This is a genomic window from Ruegeria sp. BC6, from assembly GCF_056539185.1.
On sequence record NZ_JBQFUM010000005.1, the window covers coordinates 267,760 to 287,573 of the forward strand.

Genomic DNA, 19,814 nt, shown 5'->3' on the forward strand with positions numbered 1-19,814 from the left:
ATGCTGTATCGCGGATTTACCCAAGCCGAGCTGGAGCGCGAATACGCGCCCAGTTCGATGATCGGCGGCGACCTTGCGCCCTATCTGGCGGCCTATTCAGCGCTCAGCGCGCAGGCGCGGGCGCAACTGACGGTGCAAGAGACCCTCCGCTATGGCGACTCGCCCGCGCAGGTGCTGGATTTCTTTCCCGCCCGCACGCCCGGCGCATCACTGCATGTGTTCATCCATGGCGGCTATTGGCAGGCGCTCAGCCAACGCGACTCGGCGATGATGGCGCCCGCGCTGGTCCAAGGCGGGCAGGCCTTTGCGACGGTGAACTACACGCTCGCCCCCGACGCGCGGCTGGGCCAGATGGTCGATGAATGCCGGACCGCACTAATGTGGCTGGCCACCCGGGCAAAGTCGCTGGGATTCGATGCCTCGCATGTCACCCTGTCCGGGCACAGCGCCGGCGCGCATCTGGCGGCGATGGTCATGGCAACCTCGGCCGACCAATTCGCCCGGATCGGCCTGCGGGTGCGCGAAGTCATCCTGATCAGCGGCGTCTACGACCTGGAACCGATCAGCCTGACCCCGGTCAACGATCCCCTGCAGCTGACCCCGGTCGAGCTGCACGACCTGTCCCCCATCCTGAACCTGCCCGCGCCCGGGCCGCGTTATCGGGTCACGGTGGGCGAGCGGGACACGGGCGAGTTCATCCGCCAGAGCCGCGACTATGCCGAAGCGTTGCGCAAGGCCGGCCATGCCGTCAGCTTTGACCTGCAGCCGGGCACGCACCATTTCGACATCATCCTCAAGGACGGGACGTTTCTGAACGACCACCCCTGAAAACGAAAACGGCGGCCCTGGGGACCGCCGTTTCTTTCAATTTCGACCGGATCAATCCAGCGTGCGGGTGACTTCCTCACGCTCGAAGATCTCGATCACGTCGCCCGGGCGGATATCGTCGTAATTCTCGAACGCCATACCGCATTCCTGACCCGACTGAACCTCGGCCACTTCGTCCTTGAAGCGTTTCAGCGTCTTCAGCGTGCCTTCGTGGATCACCACGTTGTCGCGCAGCAGGCGCACGCCGGCCGAACGGCGGGCAACGCCCTCGGTGACCAGACAGCCGGCAACCTTGCCGACGCCGGTGACCTTGAACACTTCCTTGATCTCGGCATAGCCGATGAACTTCTCGCGGATCTCGGCGCTCAGCAGGCCCGAAGCGGCGGCTTTGACGTCATCCACCAGGTCGTAGATCACCGAGTAGTAGCGGATCTCGACGCCCTTCTGGTTGGCGGTGTTGCGCGCCGATGCGTTGGCCCGCACGTTGAAGCCAAAGACCGGAGCCCCCGACGCTTCGGCCAGGCCGATATCGGTTTCGGTGATGGCGCCGACGCCCGAGTGCAGCACGCGCACGCGCACCTCGTCGTTGCCGATCTTCTCCATCGCCTGCACGATGGCCTCGGCCGAACCCTGCACGTCAGCTTTGACCAGAATGGGCAGCTCGGCCACGTTCTCGTCTTCCTTGGCCTTCTGCATCAGCTGTTCCAGCGTGGTCGCGGCACCGGCGGCGGCGCGCTTGTCCTTGGCAACCTGCGCGCGGTACTCGGCGATCTCGCGGGCCTGCGCCTCGGTCTCGGTCACGTTCAGAACGTCACCGGCCTCGGGCGTACCGTTGAGACCCAGCACCTCGACCGGAACCGAAGGCCCGGCTTTCTGGACGCGCTCGCCCTTGTCGTTGATCAGCGCGCGGACCTTGCCGTACTGCTCGCCCACGACGAAGATGTCGCCCTGGCGCAGCGTGCCCTTCTGGACCAGAACGGTCGCGACCGGGCCACGGCCCACGTCCAGCTGCGCCTCGATCACGGCGCCTTGTGCGGCGCGGTTCGGGTTGGCCTTCAGCTCCAGAATCTCGGCCTGCAGCGCGATGGCTTCCAGCAGATCGTCCAGACCCTGACCCGTGATGGCCGACACTTCGACATCCTGAACCTCGCCGGACATCTTTTCGACGATCACCTCGTGCTGCAGCAGGTCGGTGCGCACCTTGTCCGGGTTGGCCTCGGGCTTGTCGACCTTGTTGATCGCAACGATCATCGGAACACCGGCGGCCTTGGCGTGGTTGATTGCCTCGACCGTCTGCGGCATCACCGCGTCATCCGCCGCGACAACCAGCACCACGATGTCCGTTACCTGAGCCCCGCGCGAGCGCATCGAGGTAAAGGCCGCGTGGCCCGGCGTATCCAGGAAGGTCAGCGTAGTGCCGTCGTTGGTCTGCACCTGATAGGCGCCGATATGCTGGGTAATGCCACCGGCCTCGCCCGCAACGACTTTGGCGTCGCGGATCGCATCCAACAGCGAGGTCTTGCCGTGGTCGACGTGACCCATGATGGTAATGACCGGCGGACGGGGCTGCAGGTCTTCATCCTTGTCCTCGACATCCGAGATGACATCCTCAACATCCGCATCCGAAACCCGCACGACCTTGTGGCCGAATTCTTCGATGATCAGTTCGGCAGTGTCGGCGTCGATGGTCTGGTTCTGCGTGACCATCATACCCATGTTCATCAGCGACTTGACGACATCGGCGACGCGTTCGGCCATACGGTTGGCCAGTTCCGAGACGACGATCGCCTCGGGCAGTTGAACCTCGCGGATCACCTTTTCCCGTTCGACCGAACCGCCCATGGCTTTCTGCCGCGCACGCTCCTGCTTGCGCTTCATCGATGCCATCGAACGCTGCCGACCGCCTTCACCGCCCGAAAGCGCCTGATTCAGGGTCAGCTTGCCCGAACGGCGACCATCGTCACGGCCCTTGCCGCGTGTCTGACGCTGTTCGCGGTCCGCCTTGCGCGGCGTTTCCGCTGGCGCAGGCTTGCTGGCCGCGGGGGCCTTGGCCTTGTTGGGCGCCTCTTTCGCGGCCGCGGCTTCTGCTGCGGCGCGCTGAGCGGCTTCTTCAGCCTCTTTCTGCTTGCGCTCTTCTTCCTCGGCTTTCTGCCGGGCTTTCTCCTCGGCCTCGCGCTGTTCGCGCTCTTTGGCCTCCTGTTCGGCGCGGCGGCGTTCACGCTCTTCTGCGCGCGCCTTTTCCTCGGCCTCGCGGCGTTCGGCTTCCTCGGCCTCACGGGCCTTGGCCGCTTGCAACGCCTTCAGGCGCCGATTCATCTCGGCATCGGAAATCCCGGCCGGCCGGCGCGAAGGATCACCCGACGGCGCAGCGCCACCGCTGGGCTTGGACGCTCCCGGCTTGGGAACCACCACGCGCTTGCGTTTGGTTTCCACCACGACATTCTTGGTGCGTCCGTGGCTGAAACTCTGTTTCACATTCCCGGGGCGTGCCCCGCCACGAAGACCCAATGTCTTTTTGCCGTCACTATCGCTCATAAAGCTTCTTACCCTTCCGCGCGGCCCTTGCCGCCGTCATCCATATCGCGCAAGCCACGCAGGCGCTGCGCTTCCTCTACAACACGTTTGGCGAGTCCGCCAGAGGCGAGCGCCGCATGAATCACCGTTTGGCGCCCAAATGCCGCCCCAAGCTCGTCTGCGGTCAGCCAGCCAATGTATTTCCCGAAATGCGGCGTGCTCAGCTTGGACTTGCCGCGCCCGGAACCATCGACCGCCTGAATCAGAACCCAGGCCTCTTCGCGATCAAGCCAGGACTTGACCTTTTCATACCCGGCGACTGCATCGCCGGACTTTCGCGCCAGGCTGATCAATTCGATCACGCGGCGCGACAATTGACGCTCCACCTCGTCCACAAGGTCCTGCGGTACAGTCACCTGCGCCTTGAACCCGCGTGCAAACAGCTTCTTGCCGACGGCCGTGTCCAGCGCCTTGCGATCCGCCGAGACATAAACGCCCCGACCCGGCAACTTGGACGCGACATCCGGGAAAACCTGCCCATCCGGGCCGGTTACAAAGCGGATCAGCCCGTACCGAGGCTGCACCTCGCCCGTGGCGATGCATTTCCGCTCTGGCCCTTCGGACCGTTCCTTATGGACGCCACCGCGACCCATGTGTGCCACCCGAGGCCTGGAATCAGGCCTCGGCCTCCTCGTCTGCTGCTTCGTCCTCGACGTCTGCCTCGGGCTGCTCCAGATCGGCGGGGTCGACCCAGCCCAGCATGACCCGGGCGGTCATCACCAGATCCTGTGCCTCTTCCAGCGTCACGCCAAAGGGTTCGAGAATACCGTCATCCTTGACCCGCTGGCCATCAACCGTGGTCCAGCCTCCGGCCAGTTCCCAGTCAGCGCAGGTTGCAAAGTCTTCCAGCGTCTTGACGCCGTCCTTGGCAAGCGCCTCAACCATTTGGGGTGTCAGACCCTCAAATTCAATAAGGCTGTCCTCGGCACCCAGGCTGCGGGCGCTGTCCAGCGCCGCCTTGGCCTGTGCCTCAAGGAATTCGCGCGCACGGGCCTGCAACTCGTTTGCGGTGCCTTCGTCGACGCCATCGATGACCAGCAGTTCGTCCAGCTCGACATAGGCCACTTCTTCCAGGTTGGTGAACCCTTCCGAGACCAGCAGCTGGGCAAAGAACTCGTCCAGGTCCAGGCTGTCCATGAACAGCTGCGTGCGGGCTTCGAACTCCTTCTGACGGCGCGCCGATTCTTCGGCCTCGGTCATGATGTCGATGTCCAAACCGGTCAGCTGGCTGGCCAGACGCACGTTCTGACCACGACGACCGATCGCCAGAGACAGCTGTTCCTCGGGCACGACGACTTCGATCTTGCCGGCCTCTTCGTCCAGAACCACCTTGGAAACCTCGGCGGGCTGCAGCGCGTTCACCAAGAAGGTCGGCTGGTCTTCATTCCACGGGATGATGTCGATCTTTTCGCCCTGCAGCTCGTTCACGACGGCCTGCACGCGGCTGCCGCGCATACCAACACAGGCGCCGACGGGGTCGATCGAGTTGTCATACGAGATGACCGCGATCTTGGCACGCGAACCGGGATCACGGGCCACGGCCTTGACCTCGATGATGCCGTCATAGATTTCCGGCACTTCCATCTTGAACAGCTCGGCCATGAACTCGGGCGCGGTGCGCGACAGGAAGATCTGGTGACCGCGCGTTTCGCGGCGCACTTCCTTGATGTAGGCGCGCACCCGGTCATTGGGGCGATAGCTTTCGCGGCCGATCTTGTCGTTGCGGCGCAGAACCGCCTCGGCCCCGCCCAGATCGACGATCACGTTGCCGAATTCCTCGCGCTTGACGGCTCCGTTGATGATGGTGCCGACACGATCCTTGAAGTCTTCGTACTGGCGGTCACGCTCGGCCTCACGAACCTTCTGCAGGATCACCTGCTTGGCCGACTGAGCGGCGATCCGGCCCATTTCCACCGGCGGGACCTCTTCCACGAAGACGTCACCGATCTCGGGCGATTCCATGTATTGCTTGGCCTGCTCGACGGTCATCTCGGCCTGATAGTTCTCAAGCTCGTCATCCGCGACCACGGTGCGGACCCGGGTAAAGGTCGCCTTGCCGGTCTTGCGGTCGATGGACACACGGATGTCCATTTCCGCGCCGTAGCGGCTCTTGGCGGCACGGGCGAGCGATTCCTCCATCGCTTCGACGACCAGACCGGGGTCGATCATCTTTTCGCGGGCCACGGCCTCGGCGGTCTGCAACAGCTCAAGCTGGTTTGCTGAGGTGATTGCCATCAGTTCGTCTCCTCTTCGGACCCTTCGGTCTCAATCTCGTCGAAAGCGTTTTCGTTCAGGGCGCCGGCATCCTTGCGCTGGCGCAGCATTTCCTTGATCAGGTCATCGGTCAGGACCAGCTTGGCGTCGCTCAGCCAGTCGAATTGCAGACCGATTGTCACGGTCTCTTCGCCGTTGGGGATGTTGATCAGAACCTCATCCCCTTCGACACCGGCCAGTTCCCCTTTGAAGCGGCGGCGGCCGTCGATCAGTTCGGTGGTTTCCAGCTTGGCCTCGTAGCCCTCGAACATCTCGAAGTCCTTCAGCCGCGTCAGCGGGCGGTCGATGCCAGGGCTGGACACCTCGAGCGTATAGGCGTCGAGGATCGGGTCCTCGACGTCCAGCGTGGCGCTGACCGCGTTCGAGATCTCGGCGCAATCATCCACCTCGATGCCGCCATCGGGCTTGTCGGCCATGATCTGCAGCGTAGTCTGCTTGCCGCTCATCAGGCGGATGCGGACCAGCTCGTACCCCAGATCCTCGATCACCGGAGTGATGATCTCGGCCAGTCGTCGGTCGATCGCCGCCTTGGCTATCAGGTCGTTTGTCATATGGTGCACTACCCTTCAATCGGGCACAAAAAAACGGGCGCGCGGCCCGTCGAATTTTCCGGTGGAGCCTCGGACCAGAAGTCCGACACGCCGCTGTTGCAACTGCATATACGCAGGACGCCCCGAGTCTGCAACCCCTGCCGTCAACCAACGGACAATCCGCGTCAGTTTTCAGGTCGGTCTCAGGCCATCCACCAGCGTTCCGCGATGCGCCCATCGTCCAACGGCGCGCCCCGCCCGATCCGGCGTGGCAGACCCACGGTGCCGGAGATTGCCAGCGACATCTCTGATTCGTTGGGGAAGAACCGCACGCCACCCAGACCGCGCAGCCCTTGAGCCGCCGGCAGCACCGACACGTCCACATAGCGGTCACGCAGCGCCTCGGCCCGCACGGCCGGGTCGGGGATAACGATGATGTCGACCGCCTCCAGCCAGCCGGCCTGGCCATCCTTGTAGTGGCCCGCGACCCGGCGGCCGCGGAAATGGCGACCGTCTTCGGCCCGTTCGACCCGGTAGCACCCGGTGCCGTTCGCCTGCTGCAGCGGAGAAACGCTTTGCCCGTCGCGGGTAATGACGAACCGGGTATCGGCCAGCAGGAACGGCAGGCCGGGATTGGCCTCGGCCAGTTCGATCCGGATGCGGTCCGGCGCCAGCGCTTCGGCGCGCCCGACCTCGGATAGGACCGCCAGAACATCTCCGGCCGTCAGCGCCACACCGTCGTGAAACACCGCATCGGCACGCAGGTCGAAGGTCCAGACCCGGGCCTCGGAATCGGTCTGCCATGCGGTCGCCAGCTCGCCGCGCAGAGTGCCGTCCGGCGCGATCTCGGTCAGGGTGTCGAACACCGCACCCCGGGCCAGCCGGTCCAGGCTGTCGTCGCGCGGCACGGCGATGCGCAGCACGCCGCCCGATTTCGGCGTATCCGCCAGCGAGGCACCCGTCGCGGCCAGCAGGGCCGCGGCGGCACCCGAGGTGAACAGGGCACGGCGGTCGATGCGGGTCATGCCACCTCCTGCGCGGTTCGGTCCATGATGCGCACCAGTTCGGCGCTGATCCCGGGTTCCGACAGGGCGTGACCGGCCTGCCGCACCATCTTCAGCTCGGCCTCGGGCCATTTCTCGGCCAGGCTCCAGGCCGCCTGCGGGGGGCAGATCATGTCGTAACGGCCCTGCACGATATGGCCGGGGATATGCGCGATCCGATCCATCCGGTCCAGAATCTGGCCGTCATATTCCAGAAACGCCTTGTTGATGAAATAGTGATTCTCGAGCCGCGCGAAGGTGCGCGCATATTCGCCGGGGCTTTCACCGACGGCCCCGTTCGTGTGGATCGAGGCCAGCGCGTTTTCCCAGTGCGACCAGGCGCGGGCGTACAGGATCTCGGTCGCCCGATCGCCCGAAAACAGCCGCTTGTTGTAGGCGCCGATGGTGTCGGACAGTTCCGAGTCGCGCAGCAGCGAGGTGAAGCGCGCCCATTGCTCGGGCCAGAACTTGCCGGCTCCGCCACCATAGAACCAGTCAAGCTCCGCCTGCGTGGCCAGAAACACCCCGCGCAGAACCAGTCGGGTCACCCGGTCGGGATGGGTTTGGGCATAGATCAGCGCCAGCGTGGCGCCCCAGCTGCCGCCGAACACGATCCAGTCGTCGATCTCGAACAGTTTCCGCAGACGCTCGATATCGGCCACCAGGTGCCAGGTCGTGTTGTTCTCGACCGAGGCCGTGGGCCGCGACCGGCCGCAGCCGCGCTGGTCGAACAGAATCACCCGGTAGACCTCGGGGTCGAAATAGCGCCGCATGGCCGGGCTGCAGCCGCCGCCGGGGCCGCCATGCAGCACCACCACCGCAATCCCGTCGGGATTGCCGCATTGTTCCACATAGATGCGGTGCCCGTCGCCCATATCCACCACGCGCTGGTCGAACGGATCGACCGGCGGGTAAAGATATTGCACTGCGCGCTTTTGGTCCGGGTACTTGTCCATTATGGCCCTATATAGTCCTACAGCGTAAAAGAGCACACGGAGACAGGAATGCAAGCGCATCCGAACACGGTGGACCCGTCCGAGATCGCAAAATTCGAGGCCATGGCCGCCGAATGGTGGGACCCGCACGGGAAATTCAAACCTCTGCACATGCTCAATCCGTGCCGTCTGGACTATATCACACAGCAGATCGCGGGTGAATTTGACCGGGACCTGACGGCAGCGAAACCGTTCGCGGGCCTGCGCCTGCTGGATATCGGCTGCGGCGGCGGGTTGCTGAGCGAGCCGATGGCGCGGCTGGGCGCCGAGGTCGTGGGCGCCGACGCGGCCGAGCGCAACCTGCCCATCGCCCGCATCCATGCCGAGCAATCCGGCCTGCAGATCGACTATCGCCACACCACCGCCGAGGCGATGGCCGACGCGGGTGAGCAGTTCGACGTGGTTCTGAACATGGAGGTGGTCGAGCATGTGGCCGACCCGCTGGCCTATCTGACCGCCACGCAACTGCTGCTGAAACCCGGCGGGCTGGAAATCTGCTCGACCATCAACCGCAACCCGAAATCCTATGCGATGGCGATTTTCGGGGCCGAGGTCGTCATGCGCTGGCTGCCGCGCGGCACGCATGAATGGTCCAAGTTCATCACCCCGGACGAGCTGTTCGACCTGCTGCGCCAGGCTGGTCTGGACCCGGTGGACCGCAAGGGATTCGTATTCAACCCGATCACCTGGAGCTGGTCGATCTCGGACCGGGATCTGAGCGTGAACTACGTCACCGCCAGCGTGAAGCCGGGCTGAGGCCTATTCCTCTTCCAGCTTCATGCGCAGGTCGCGCAGAACCGGCAGGGTCGTGCGCACACGCTCAAGGCCCAGCTCGCCCACGACCCGGTTGATCAGAGGCGCGATGGCCGAGATCGCCTGATCCCGCGCCCGGCGGCCGGCCGGGCTGATCGCCACCATCTTGCGGCGGGCATCGTCCCAATCGGGGCGGATGTGGATGTATCCGGCCCATTCCAGCTTGGCCAAGGTGTTGGTCATCGCTCCACGGGTCACGTGGAACGTGCTGGCCAGTTGGGCAGGCGTCCGCTCGCCCCCCACGAACACCAGGTGGTTCAGCACCGAGAAATGCGAGATTTCCATGCCCTTGGGCAGCACCCGGCTCAGCCGGTTCCGCAGCAATTGGTCCGCGGTCAGGATCTCGCTGAACAGCGCGACCGCAAGGGCGTTGGTTTCGTCAGTCATTACCCGGTTCTGGATCAGGGCCCGTCGAACGGGCGAACATGTGTCAGGGACGGCACGCGCCGCCGTGCCTCTGTAACAGACCTATCATCGAGATCAAAAAAGTGAATGCCGGTCTGAGTGCCTGCGTCGATCAGCACCTCGCCCCAGGGCGATACGACCATGCTGTGCCCGTGGGTATGGCGCGTCTTGCCCCGGGTCTTGGGGTGTTCTCCGGTCTGCGCGGGGGCAATGACCCAACAGCCAGTCTCGATTGCGCGGGCGCGCAGCAGCGGTTCCCAATGGGCCGCGCCGGTCACCGGAGAGAACGCCGCCGGAACCGTCAGGATCGTGGCCCCGCCCTGCGCCAGCGCGGCGTGAAGATGCGGGAACCGGATGTCATAGCAGATGGTCATGCCGACCTTGCCGAAGGCGGTCTCGGCGATCACCGCCCGCGACCCGGGGCGATAGCTGGCCGATTCGCGAAAGGTCTCGGTCTCGGTGACCTGCACGTCGAACATGTGGATCTTGTCATAGCGCGCCACGATCCCGCCCTGCGGGTCGATCATGAAGGACCGGTTGGCGAACCGCCCGTCGGCGTCATGAGTCTTCAGCCCCAGCGATCCGATCAGCAGCCATACGCCCAATTCCGCCGCCTGTTCGCACAGGCCCGCCAGGGTGATGTCGTCTTCCTCGTGCTGCAGCACCTCGCGTTGGCGCGTTCCGCTGGTCGAGACGCAGTTGGTGACCTCGGGCGTCAGGATGAACCCCGCGCCCCCGCCCGCGGCCTCGGCCATCATTGCGCGCACCATGTCCAGGTTCGCGGCCGGGTCGTCCGACGAGGTGATCTGCAGCAGCGCGGTTTTCATCAGGCAGCCAAAAGCGGGTCCAGCTTGCCGGCCTGTTCGAGTTCGTACAGGTCGTCGCAGCCACCGACATGAGTGTCACCAATGAAGATCTGAGGCACCGTGCGCCGTCCGCCCGCCCGCTGGATCATCTCGGGCTTGCGTTTGGGGTTCATCAAAACGTCGATTTCCTCGAAGGCGACGCCTTTCTGATTCAGCAGCCGTTTGGCCGCGTGGCAAAAGCCGCACAGCGGCGAGGTATAGATGACAACCGGTTTCATGGTCCGTTCCCTTGGATTTCGCGCAATCTAGGGGCAATTAGGCATCCTTGGCAACGCGCGCCAGTACCAACACGGAAATATGAGCCGCACCGGCCTCTTGGCAGGCATGGGTGCAGGCCGCCAGGGTCGCACCCGATGTCATCACGTCATCGACCAGCAGCGCGTGGCGCCCCGTCAGGCGGTCCGCCCGGCGCGGATGCACGGTGATCGCATCGCGCAGCGTACCCGCACGCTCGGCCGCCGTTTTACCTTCCAGCGGTGGGGTGCGCCGCTTGCGTATCAACAGATCCGGACAGACCGGCAGGCCCGCCTCCTTTCCCAGTTGGAGCGACAAAAGCGCGGACTGGTTGTATCGGCGCTTCAGCAGCCGCGACCAATGCAGCGGCACCGGAGCGATCACCGTATCCGGTCGAAACAGGGTGCGACCGGCCTGAGCCATCCAACGCGCCGCAGGTTTTGCCAGTTCGGAACGATCCCCGTGCTTCAGAGCCAGAACCAGTGACCGCGCCCGTCCCTGATACAGCAATGCCGCGCGCCCCTCAGCCCACGGTTGCGGGCGGCGCAAGCAATCGTCGCAGTCGATTCGGTGACCATCATCGCTGCCAGGCACGGGCGCACCGCAACTGTGGCAGACCGTCCCGCCAATGAACGGGGTTTCGCGCCAGCACGGCCCGCACAGGCCGAAATCCGAGGCCGCCATCTCGCCGCAGCCGATGCAGCGTGGGGGATATACGACCTCGATCGCGGTTTGAATCCGCTGCCATATGCGATAATTGCGGCCTATGGATTTGCCAGCACCCAATGCACCCTCGCTGTTCGATCGCAAAGCGCTTGCGGCACACCGCGCGCGGATCAGCGACGAAGCCCTTTTTCTGCACCACGCCGCCATGGACGAGGTGCAGGATCGCCTTTCCATGGTTAACAAATCCTTTACCGCGCCAGCGATCGTAGCCCCCTGCCCCGCCATCTGGGCGCCGGTCCTGCCGGGCGCCAAGGTCGTGGCCGATGACGACGTGCTGGATCTCAAACCCGCTGCGCATGACCTGGTGGTTCATGCGATGGCCCTGCATTGGGCCAACGATCCGGTGGGACAGCTGATTCAATGTGTCCGCGCGCTGCAGCCCGACGGGTTGTTGTTGGTGGTGTGTCTGGGCGGTGAAACCCTGCACGAATTGCGGGCCGCGCTGCGTCAGGCCGAGGTCGAGGTGACCGGCGGTCTCAGCCCCCGTGTCGCGCCGATGGCCGAGTTGCGAGATCTTGGCGCACTGCTGCAGCGTGCGGGTTTTGCATTGCCTGTTGCGGACAAAGTACGCCTGACGGCGACGTATCGCGACCTGTGGCACCTGATGCGGGACCTGCGCGCGATGGGTGAAACCAACGCCATGACACAACGTTTGAAGCACCCGTCGCGCCGCGCGGTGTTTTCTAAGGCCCAAGAGATTTACGCCGCGCATTTCACATCTCCCGAAGGCCGGCTGACTGCCACTTTCGAGTTGATCTGCCTGACGGGCTGGGCACCGGATGCCAGCCAGCCCAAGCCGCTGCGCCCCGGTTCGGCCCAGATGAGACTGGCCGACGCCCTTGGCACCAAAGAAGGCAAACTGTCCGATTGACCCGCTGACCGAACCGATTATTTCAGCCTCTAAACCAGAATTCAGGAAGCTCACCATGTTCGATGCCACCCGCCCGGAACACGCTCCGGCAGACCACCCAAAAGTGAAGATGGGCCGTGTCGGCGTTCTTCTGGCCAATCTCGGCACCCCGGACGACTACAGCTATTGGCCGATGCGCCGCTATCTGAACGAGTTCCTGTCCGACCGGCGGGTGATCGACTATCCGGCCTGGAAATGGCAGCCGATCCTGCAGGCGATCATCCTGACCAAACGTCCCTTCAGCTCGGGCGCGGCGTACAAGTCGATCTGGAACCACGACAAGGGCGAAAGCCCGCTGATGACCATCACCAAGGACCAGACCGGCAAGATGCGTGCGGCGATGCAGGACCGGTATGGCGACAAGGTCATGGTGGATTTCTGCATGCGTTACGGAAACCCCTCGACCAAGTCGAAGGTCCGCCAGATGGTGGCCGAGGGCTGCGACCGCATCCTGTTCTTCCCGCTCTATCCGCAATATGCTGGCGCTACGACCGCCACCGCGAACGACCAGTTCTTTCGCGCACTGATGGACGAGGCCTGGCAGCCCGCCAGCCGCACGGTGCCCGCCTATTTCGACGAGCCGGCCTATATCGACGCCCTCGCGCAGTCGGTCGAGACGGCCTATGCCGCGATGGAGGCCAAGCCGGACGTTTTGGTGTGCTCCTATCACGGCATGCCGGAACGCTATCTGATGCAGGGTGATCCGTACCACTGCCAGTGCGCCAAGACGTCACGCCTGCTGAAAGAACGGCTGGGCTGGGCGGATGATCAACTGGTGACCACCTTCCAGTCACGATTCGGGCCCGAGGAATGGCTGAAGCCCTACACTGTCGACCATGTCGCGGAACTGGCTCGGCAGGGCAAAAAGAACATCGCCGTCATCGCCCCGGCATTTTCGTCGGACTGCATTGAAACGCTGGAAGAGATCAATGAAGAGATCCGCGAAAGCTTTGAGCACGCCGGCGGCGAAAGCTTTACCTACATTCCCTGCCTCAACGACGAGGACGCGCATATCGCGGCCTTGGGCAAGGTTGTCGAGGACAACCTCAAAGGCTGGCTGGACTGAACCGGCCCGGAAACAAGCACGAAAAAAGGCGGTGGAAATCCACCGCCTTTCTTTTTTGTCGTAGTCCGTTGGACTTAGCCTGCGGCAACAGCTGCGGCAACAACGACCAGCAGGATCAGCGGCAGGATGATGCCCTGCGACGAGCCCTGGGTTTCTTCGACGACAACAGGTGCCTCAACAACCGGCTCTTCCAGGTTGCCAGCATATGCGGTCGAAGCAGCAGCGGTCAGTGCAGCAGCGAGTACAAGTTTCTTCATATTAACCTCCAGAGTTTGCGCGATCCCAATTGCGGAACCACACACCTAAGACTTACCTCGTGGTTTTTTCTAATCAGCAAAGCAGAACGAATGCAATTGCAACTTGCAGTGCAAGCGGGTTGGCGCGCGAAAATGTCGTCAAATTAGCAACACTTGCGTCCCGACCTTCGCCATGGCGTACAGCTCTGCGATGTTCTCGTTGAACAACCCGATGCACCCGTTCGACGACCGGCGGCCGATTTTCCGCGTATCGTGGGTTCCGTGGATCCGGTAATACTTCCAGCTGAGATACAACGCGTGCGTTCCCAGCGGGTTATCGGGCCCCGGAGGGATGTAATCCGGCCATTCCGGGTTTCTTTTCTTCATCGACGGCGTCGGCGACCAGCTGGGCCCTTCGACCTTGCGGATGACACTTGTGCGACCGCGGCGGGTCAGTTCTTCGGTCAGCGGAACCGACGACGGGTACAGCTTGTAGACGGTTTGGTCTTCCGACCAGTAGTGCAAAGCGCGGGAAACGGTGTCGACCAGAATCGCCCCGTTCCGGGTGTTCGAGAAGTAGGGCTGCCACTGCTGCGCCTTGAACCCCGACACGTTGCGGCGAACGGCCGGTTCAGGCTCGGGTGCAGGGCGCAGTGGGTCGCCCGGGATGTATTGGGCGATCGCCGGGCTGGCGAGCAAAGACGATGCGCCAGCGAGGAATCCGCGGCGGGACGAAGAGAAAACGCGTTTCTTGACCATGGTGACAGGTCCTCTGCGAAAGATGTGCAAGAATCCGCTCTATGTTATTGCCAGAATGCTTCAGTCGCAAATCAAACCGGCAGAATCATGCGGGTTCGTGCATTTGAGCCTTTGCTCATGGGCCGCTGGCAGGGTATTGCCAATTGGAAACAAGCAAACCGGACTCATCATGACGCGCATATTTTCCCTGCTCTTGATTTGCCTTGTCGCGCTGGCGGCATGTACCGACGTGAGCGGCACTTCAACCCTTGGTGCGGATGGGCGCCCGCTGCCCAAAGCCTACAAGATCCGGGGAAATCCCGAAAAACTGCAGTTCCGCATGCTTGATTCCGTAAACGCCCTGCGGCAGGCGTCGGGACTCCAGTCGGTGCAGTTGAACGCGCAGCTGAACGCAGCGGCGGCGACGCACGCCAAGGACATGTCGCGGCAGAACCGACCCTGGCATTTCGGCTCGGACGGATCTTCGCCACTCGACCGGGTGGCCCGTGCCGGTTATGCGGGCCGTTTCCTGGGTGAAGCGATTTCCGAGACCTACGAGACCGAAACCGAAACCCTGGCCGCGTGGATGCAGGAACCGGGTCCGCGATCGGTGATCATGGACCCGCAAGCAACCCAGATGGGGTTTGCATGGCACCAGGAAAACGGCGGAAAGATCTGGTGGACGCTCGAGATGGGAACCGGCGGTTAAGCTTGGCCCCAGACGAAAAAAAATCCCCGAAAACCGGGGGATTTTTTTTTCTAACAGGTCTCAGGCAGCTTGCATGGACTGAGCTGTGGTCAGGATCGCATACAGCTTGACCGGATCCGGGTTGGCCCGAAGCTTCGAGCAGACCGCGCTGTCGCGCAGCGTGCGCGATACCAGCGCCAAGGCCTTGAGGTGCTCGACACCGGCGTCTTCCGGGGCGAACAGCGCAAAGGCCAGATCCACGGGCTGACGGTCGACCGATCCGAAGTCGATGGGCTTTTCCAGCATGACGAACACGCCGGCAACCGAGTCGATCTCGGACAAACGGGCGTGTGGCAGGGCAACACCATGGCCAACGCCGGTCGGCCCAAGGCTTTCCCGCTCCAGCAGGCAGTCTACGATGGTCTGCGGATCAAGTCCGAGTGCGCCCGCGGCGACGTCACCGATTTCCTGAAACAACCGTTTTTTGCTGGACGCTGCAGATAGCACGCGCACCGCTTCGGGCTTCAGTATGCTCGACAAATCCATGTTTTGCTCCACGGCGACGCCCCCAAAATCCGGGGGCCCCGCCCAATTCTTGCCTGTTACGGATCGATCCAGCCGATATTGCCGTCATCCCGGCGATACACGACGTTCAATCCGTCCTTGTTTTCATTCCTGAACACCAGCACCGGGGCGCCGGCCAATTCCATTTGCATGACAGCTTCGCCGACACTCAACGATGGGATCTTGGTTTCCATCTCAGCCACGATGATGGGCTGCAATGAGTCGGGTTCGTCGGCCACGTCCGATTCGTTCGAGGCGAGGATATAAGATGACGCTCCGAAGAGTTCAACCGGCTGAGCCCGTTCACGATGGTGGTCCTTGAGGCGACGCTTGTAGCGACGCAGCTGTTTCTCCATCTTTTCGCAGCACGCCTCGAATGCTGCATAGATTTCGGTTGCATGTGCCTTGGCCTGGGCTGTCAGGCCCGTGGACATATGTATGGTGGTTTCGCACACATACTCATGCGCTGAACGGGAAAAGACGACGTTGGCATCCGTCGGTCGCTGAGCATATTTGCTCACGACCTCGCCCAATGCGTCCTGCACGTGTGTCTGCAAGGCTGCACCAATGTCGATCTGTTTGCCGCTGATTTGGTAACGCATGTGATCTCCTTCACAATTCACACCCATTATGACGTCACGTCAGGTGACATGCTTGTTTTTATCGGGTGGGGGGTAGAGACATGTTTCGCGGTTGTCCTCGGTAGGGCCCTTCGGAGAAGGGAGATCGAGATCCAGTCTGGAACCGCGAAAATGCCATGTCCCAATTGAGCCAAGAGGCGGCAGAAGAGTCAATCAAAACAGGAGTGTATATACGCGAATTCTGTCATGCGCCTGGCGCAATCACAGCTAAGCCTATGAAATCTTGAAGTTTTCACCCAAATACACGCGGCGGACATTTTCGTTTTCCACCACCTCGTCGGGCGATCCGGACATCAGCACCTGCCCGTCGTGCAGGATATAGGCGCGGTCCACAATTTCCAGCGTTTCCCGCACGTTGTGGTCGGTGATCAGTACGCCGATTCCACGCTTTTTCAGATCCGCCACCAGATGCCGGATATCGCCCACGCTGATCGGGTCGACGCCGGCAAATGGCTCGTCCAGCAGCAGGTACTTGGGGTCGGCGGCCAGACAGCGGGCTATCTCGACGCGACGGCGCTCACCGCCCGACAATGCAAGGGCAGGCGCCCGCCGCAAATGCTCGATCGAAAAATCCGAAAGCAGCTCTTCCAGACGTTCCTTGCGGCGGTGCACATGCTTCACCGCAATGTCGAGCACGGCCGAGATATTGTCCTCGACACTCAAGCCGCGAAAGATCGACATTTCCTGCGGCAGATACCCAATGCCCATGCGCGCCCGGCGATACATCGGCAGCGTGGTTACATTCTGACCGTCCAACGTGACCGTTCCGGCCTCGGGGAACACCAGCCCAGCAACAGAATAGAACGTGGTCGTCTTGCCCGAGCCGTTCGGTCCCAGCAACGCCACGACCTCGGACCGGTCCAGCGTCATCGACACGTCCCGGATCACGGTCTTTTTGCGATAGGATTTGCGCAGTTTCTGAATCTTCAGACCCTGAGACCCTTCGGCAACGGACAGTTGCGGGCCCGCCATCAATTGCCGCCCTGCTGAAGGATCGTCTTGACCCGCCCCGACATGGTCGCGGTTCCGCTTGTCAGGTTCGCAATCATCTGGTCGCCGCTGATCGTGCTGGGCCCCTGCGTCAGCAGAACGTTGCCCTTCATCACGATCACACCCGAGTCGATGGTGTATTCCGCCCAGTCTCCCTCGGCGGCATCCGGCGGGCTGACAAGCACGACGTTTTCCGAGGCCTCCATGCGTTCGATCCCCGACCGATCCTGGTTGTAGATCACCAACACGCGACCGGCGGACAGGCGCATTTCGCCCTGCACGACAATGACGTTGCCAAGAAACTCGGCCGAACCGTCCTCTTGATTGACGTTCAGCGTCTCGGATGTCACTTCGACCGGCAGACTGGGATCGGCTTTCACCGACCCAAAGGCCACCTGCGCTTCCTGCGCGGACGCTGGCACCGAACCCACGGCCAGGGCGAAACAAACGAGGACGAAACGAAAATCAAACACAGTCTATCTTTCGGCTTTTTTCGGCTCATATAACAGCTTAACGCCATCTGTAAAAAGAATATGGACCGGTCCACCGTCTTTTTCAGCGCCGAATGTCATCCGCCCAGCCGAGAAATTGCCGATTGGTCCCGTTCCCTGCACCTGACCGGGCGTATCGCCCCGGATCTCGTCCAAAGAAGTATTCAATAGGTCTGTCGTCACCCGGATCCCGTCCGTAGTGGTGATCACCACGTCCCCCGTGAAGGTGGCCGTCGCCTTGTCCGGTCTGATCGACCCCGAGTTGGAGTCCAGTGTGATCACCCCACCGTTCAGCAGGCCGAACCGGCCACGGAATTCGGTTGCTCTTGGATCGCTGTCGGCAGTTCCCTGGCTGGCCCGCACCGCCTCGACCTGGACATCTTCGCCCTTGCGGGTGGTCCCCCGATAGTTCGGGCGGGTTACAAGCTGCCCCTCAAGCCGTTCGTCGATATCCTGCTGGGTGAACGGACCCGAGACGTTGGTTTCGATGCTGCGCGACAGCAGGAATACCGTGGACAGCAGCAGAATCGCCGCCAGCGGCAACAGAACCTTCAGGAACTGCACCATTCGGGAATAGCGGTCCACCTGCGCCTCCTGTCAGCCCAGCCCGACGCGCAGGCAATCGTGAATATGCAGAAGGCCCTGCGCCAATCCCGGCTGTTCGGGGTCGACCACGAACAACGAGGTGATCTTGCGCGCGTTCATGATCGCCACGGCTTCTTCGGCCAGCGACTCCGGTGCGATCGTGGTCGGATTGCGGGTCATGACCTGAGCGGCGGTATTGTTCAGCAGCCCCTCCATGTGGCGCCGCAGGTCGCCGTCGGTGATGATGCCGGCAAGCTTGCCATCCGCGTCCGTCACCCCGACCACGCCAAAGCCTTTCTGGCTGATCTCGATCAACGCGTCGCTCATCGGTGTGTCGGCAGAAACCAGCGGCACCGCATCGCCACTGTGCATCAGATCGCGTACGGCGCTCAGCTGCGCGCCCAGTTTGCCGCCCGGATGGAAGGCGCGGAAATCCTCTGGTTTGAAGTCACGATATTTCATCAGCGCAATCGCCAGCGCATCGCCCATGGCCAGCGTCAGCGTGGTCGAAATCGACGGCACCATCCCATAACCGCAAGCCTCGCCCAGAGAGGGGATCAGCAAATGCACGTCCGCCTGTTTCATCAACGAGCTTTCGGGCTTGCTGGACAGGCCGATTAAAGGGATGCCGAACCGCCGGGTAAAGGCCAGAAGATTGGCCAGTTCCGGCGCCTCGCCCGAATTGGAGATCGCCAGAACCACGTCTCCTTTCGACACCATCCCCAGATCGCCGTGGCTGGCCTCGGCCGGATGGACGAAATAGGCCGGCGTGCCGGTGCTGGCCAGGGTTGCGGCGATCTTGTGGCCGATGTGTCCCGACTTGCCGATGCCGCTGATGATGATCCGCCCAGTGGCCTGCAGGATCAGCTGAACGGCTTCGGCAAATCGGTCGTCAAGGCTGTCGGCCAAAACATCCAACGCCCGGGCTTCGTCGGTGATTACCTGACGGGCAACCTTCAGAAAGGATTCATTGTCTGTCATGAGTGCGCAAAAATATCCGTTTCAGGCCATCCGGCCAGATCCAGTCTGGCACGCATCGGCAGGAAGTCAAAACAGGCCTGCGCCATCTCGGTGCGCCCTTCACGCGCCAGCCGCGCGTTCAAGGCATCACGCAGACGGTGCAGATACAGGACGTCGGAGGCCGCATAATCCAGTTGGGCCTCGGTCAGGGTCTCGGCACCCCAGTCGCTCATCTGTTGCTGTTTCGAGATATCGACGCCCAGCAACTCCTGACACAGGTTCTTGAGACCATGACGATCGGTATAGGTGCGCACAAGGCGGCTGGCGATCTTGGTGCAATACACCGGAGCGGCCAACGCCCCGAAGGCATGATACATCGCGGCAATGTCGAACCGCCCGAAATGAAACAGCTTCAGCACATCCGGGTTTTCCAGCATGGCACTCAGGTTCGGCGCCGAGGTTTGGCCCTTTTCGACCTGCACGATATGGCAATCGCCGTCACCCCCGGACATCTGAATCACGCACAGGCGATCCCGGTGCGGGTTGAGACCCATGGTCTCACAATCAATGGCCACGATCGGGCCCAGATCCAGCCCATCGGGCAGGTCGTTCTTGTACAGATGGTTCGCCACACGTGTTTCCTTCGTTCGGTATCGT

At 62.5% G+C, this 19,814-nt stretch carries 24 protein-coding genes; 5 read left to right on the top strand and 19 right to left on the bottom strand.

Annotated elements, in window-relative coordinates; translation table 11 throughout:
- Entirely contained in the window at positions 1–828 is an 828-nt protein-coding gene (locus ACR0MM_RS15850; RefSeq protein WP_480697267.1) for an alpha/beta hydrolase, read from the top strand.
- A 51-nt stretch (positions 829–879) separates the two neighbouring features.
- Here the strand turns inward: ACR0MM_RS15850 and infB are convergent, their stop codons facing one another.
- The 6 genes from infB to pip form a co-directional block, all read right to left on the bottom strand.
- Complete coding sequence (gene infB / locus ACR0MM_RS15855; protein ID WP_480697269.1) at positions 880–3,363, bottom strand: translation initiation factor IF-2; 2,484 nt, start codon at positions 3,361–3,363, stop codon at positions 880–882.
- 8 nt (positions 3,364–3,371) lie between these two features.
- Positions 3,372–3,995, bottom strand: a complete 624-nt coding sequence (locus tag ACR0MM_RS15860; protein ID WP_170343128.1) for an RNA-binding protein — start codon at positions 3,993–3,995, stop codon at positions 3,372–3,374.
- Positions 3,996–4,017: 22 nt separating this feature from the next.
- Entirely contained in the window at positions 4,018–5,637 is a 1,620-nt protein-coding gene (gene nusA / locus ACR0MM_RS15865; protein WP_093963624.1) for a transcription termination factor NusA, read from the bottom strand.
- Positions 5,637–6,227, bottom strand: coding sequence for a ribosome maturation factor RimP (gene rimP, locus ACR0MM_RS15870; RefSeq protein WP_170342422.1), 591 nt, complete (start codon positions 6,225–6,227; stop codon positions 5,637–5,639). The genes nusA and rimP overlap by 1 nt, the downstream gene beginning before the upstream one ends.
- Before the next feature lie 182 nt (positions 6,228–6,409).
- On the bottom strand, positions 6,410–7,231 hold the full coding sequence (locus ACR0MM_RS15875) for an ABC transporter substrate-binding protein (protein ID WP_480697271.1): 822 nt from the start codon (positions 7,229–7,231) through the stop codon (positions 6,410–6,412).
- Entirely contained in the window at positions 7,228–8,205 is a 978-nt protein-coding gene (pip, locus tag ACR0MM_RS15880; protein ID WP_170369911.1) for a prolyl aminopeptidase, read from the bottom strand. Before pip ends, ACR0MM_RS15875 begins: the two co-directional genes overlap by 4 nt.
- Positions 8,206–8,253: 48 nt before the next feature.
- Here pip and ubiG point away from each other — a divergent pair, with 48 nt between their 5' ends.
- Positions 8,254–9,000, top strand: a complete 747-nt coding sequence (ubiG, locus tag ACR0MM_RS15885) for a bifunctional 2-polyprenyl-6-hydroxyphenol methylase/3-demethylubiquinol 3-O-methyltransferase UbiG (RefSeq protein ID WP_480697273.1) — start codon at positions 8,254–8,256, stop codon at positions 8,998–9,000.
- Positions 9,001–9,003: 3 nt separating this feature from the next.
- On the opposite strand, the gene ACR0MM_RS15890 is transcribed toward ubiG, so the two are convergent.
- From ACR0MM_RS15890 to ACR0MM_RS15905, 4 genes are read right to left on the bottom strand one after another with little or no spacing between them, the layout of a single operon-like run.
- Positions 9,004–9,444 (bottom strand): MarR family winged helix-turn-helix transcriptional regulator, encoded by a 441-nt coding sequence (locus ACR0MM_RS15890; RefSeq protein ID WP_170343133.1) that lies wholly within the window; start codon positions 9,442–9,444, stop codon positions 9,004–9,006.
- A 14-nt stretch (positions 9,445–9,458) separates the two neighbouring features.
- Positions 9,459–10,289, bottom strand: coding sequence for a carbon-nitrogen hydrolase family protein (locus ACR0MM_RS15895; protein WP_480697275.1), 831 nt, complete (start codon positions 10,287–10,289; stop codon positions 9,459–9,461).
- Entirely contained in the window at positions 10,289–10,546 is a 258-nt protein-coding gene (gene grxC / locus ACR0MM_RS15900; protein WP_170342430.1) for a glutaredoxin 3, read from the bottom strand. Before grxC ends, ACR0MM_RS15895 begins: the two co-directional genes overlap by 1 nt.
- A gap of 37 nt (positions 10,547–10,583) precedes the next feature.
- Complete coding sequence (locus tag ACR0MM_RS15905) at positions 10,584–11,348, bottom strand: double zinc ribbon domain-containing protein (protein WP_480697277.1); 765 nt, start codon at positions 11,346–11,348, stop codon at positions 10,584–10,586.
- Here ACR0MM_RS15905 and ACR0MM_RS15910 point away from each other — a divergent pair.
- Positions 11,329–12,159, top strand: coding sequence for a methyltransferase domain-containing protein (locus ACR0MM_RS15910; protein WP_480697279.1), 831 nt, complete (start codon positions 11,329–11,331; stop codon positions 12,157–12,159). The genes ACR0MM_RS15905 and ACR0MM_RS15910 overlap by 20 nt on opposite strands.
- A gap of 55 nt (positions 12,160–12,214) precedes the next feature.
- Entirely contained in the window at positions 12,215–13,264 is a 1,050-nt protein-coding gene (gene hemH / locus ACR0MM_RS15915) for a ferrochelatase (RefSeq protein WP_170445287.1), read from the top strand.
- A 74-nt stretch (positions 13,265–13,338) separates the two neighbouring features.
- On the opposite strand, the gene ACR0MM_RS15920 is transcribed toward hemH, so the two are convergent.
- Complete coding sequence (locus ACR0MM_RS15920) at positions 13,339–13,521, bottom strand: hypothetical protein (protein WP_005979327.1); 183 nt, start codon at positions 13,519–13,521, stop codon at positions 13,339–13,341.
- A gap of 138 nt (positions 13,522–13,659) precedes the next feature.
- Entirely contained in the window at positions 13,660–14,259 is a 600-nt protein-coding gene (locus ACR0MM_RS15925; protein WP_170365582.1) for a L,D-transpeptidase, read from the bottom strand.
- Between the two features lie 169 nt (positions 14,260–14,428).
- Here ACR0MM_RS15925 and dalA point away from each other — a divergent pair, with 169 nt between their 5' ends.
- Complete coding sequence (gene dalA / locus ACR0MM_RS15930) at positions 14,429–14,947, top strand: divisome-associated lipoprotein DalA (RefSeq protein WP_093963636.1); 519 nt, start codon at positions 14,429–14,431, stop codon at positions 14,945–14,947.
- 60 nt (positions 14,948–15,007) lie between these two features.
- Here the strand turns inward: dalA and ptsN are convergent, their stop codons facing one another.
- The 7 genes from ptsN to ACR0MM_RS15965 form a co-directional block, all read right to left on the bottom strand.
- A complete protein-coding gene (gene ptsN / locus ACR0MM_RS15935) occupies positions 15,008–15,472 on the bottom strand; it encodes a PTS IIA-like nitrogen regulatory protein PtsN (protein WP_093963782.1) in 465 nt (154 codons plus the stop codon).
- 56 nt (positions 15,473–15,528) lie between these two features.
- On the bottom strand, positions 15,529–16,092 hold the full coding sequence (gene hpf / locus ACR0MM_RS15940) for a ribosome hibernation-promoting factor, HPF/YfiA family (protein ID WP_170342438.1): 564 nt from the start codon (positions 16,090–16,092) through the stop codon (positions 15,529–15,531).
- Between the two features lie 252 nt (positions 16,093–16,344).
- Positions 16,345–17,103 (bottom strand): LPS export ABC transporter ATP-binding protein, encoded by a 759-nt coding sequence (gene lptB / locus ACR0MM_RS15945; protein WP_093963638.1) that lies wholly within the window; start codon positions 17,101–17,103, stop codon positions 16,345–16,347.
- The gene (locus tag ACR0MM_RS15950) at positions 17,103–17,594 is read right to left on the bottom strand and encodes an LptA/OstA family protein (protein ID WP_170343140.1); all 492 of its coding nucleotides are present in this window, start codon (positions 17,592–17,594) and stop codon (positions 17,103–17,105) included. The genes lptB and ACR0MM_RS15950 overlap by 1 nt, the downstream gene beginning before the upstream one ends.
- Positions 17,595–17,597: 3 nt before the next feature.
- Entirely contained in the window at positions 17,598–18,197 is a 600-nt protein-coding gene (gene lptC / locus ACR0MM_RS15955) for an LPS export ABC transporter periplasmic protein LptC (protein WP_170359908.1), read from the bottom strand.
- Positions 18,198–18,209: 12 nt separating this feature from the next.
- Positions 18,210–19,178, bottom strand: a complete 969-nt coding sequence (locus ACR0MM_RS15960; protein WP_480697281.1) for a KpsF/GutQ family sugar-phosphate isomerase — start codon at positions 19,176–19,178, stop codon at positions 18,210–18,212.
- Positions 19,175–19,789, bottom strand: coding sequence for a ribonuclease D (locus ACR0MM_RS15965; RefSeq protein ID WP_170343143.1), 615 nt, complete (start codon positions 19,787–19,789; stop codon positions 19,175–19,177). The genes ACR0MM_RS15960 and ACR0MM_RS15965 overlap by 4 nt, the downstream gene beginning before the upstream one ends.
- Positions 19,790–19,814 lie beyond the last annotated feature (25 nt).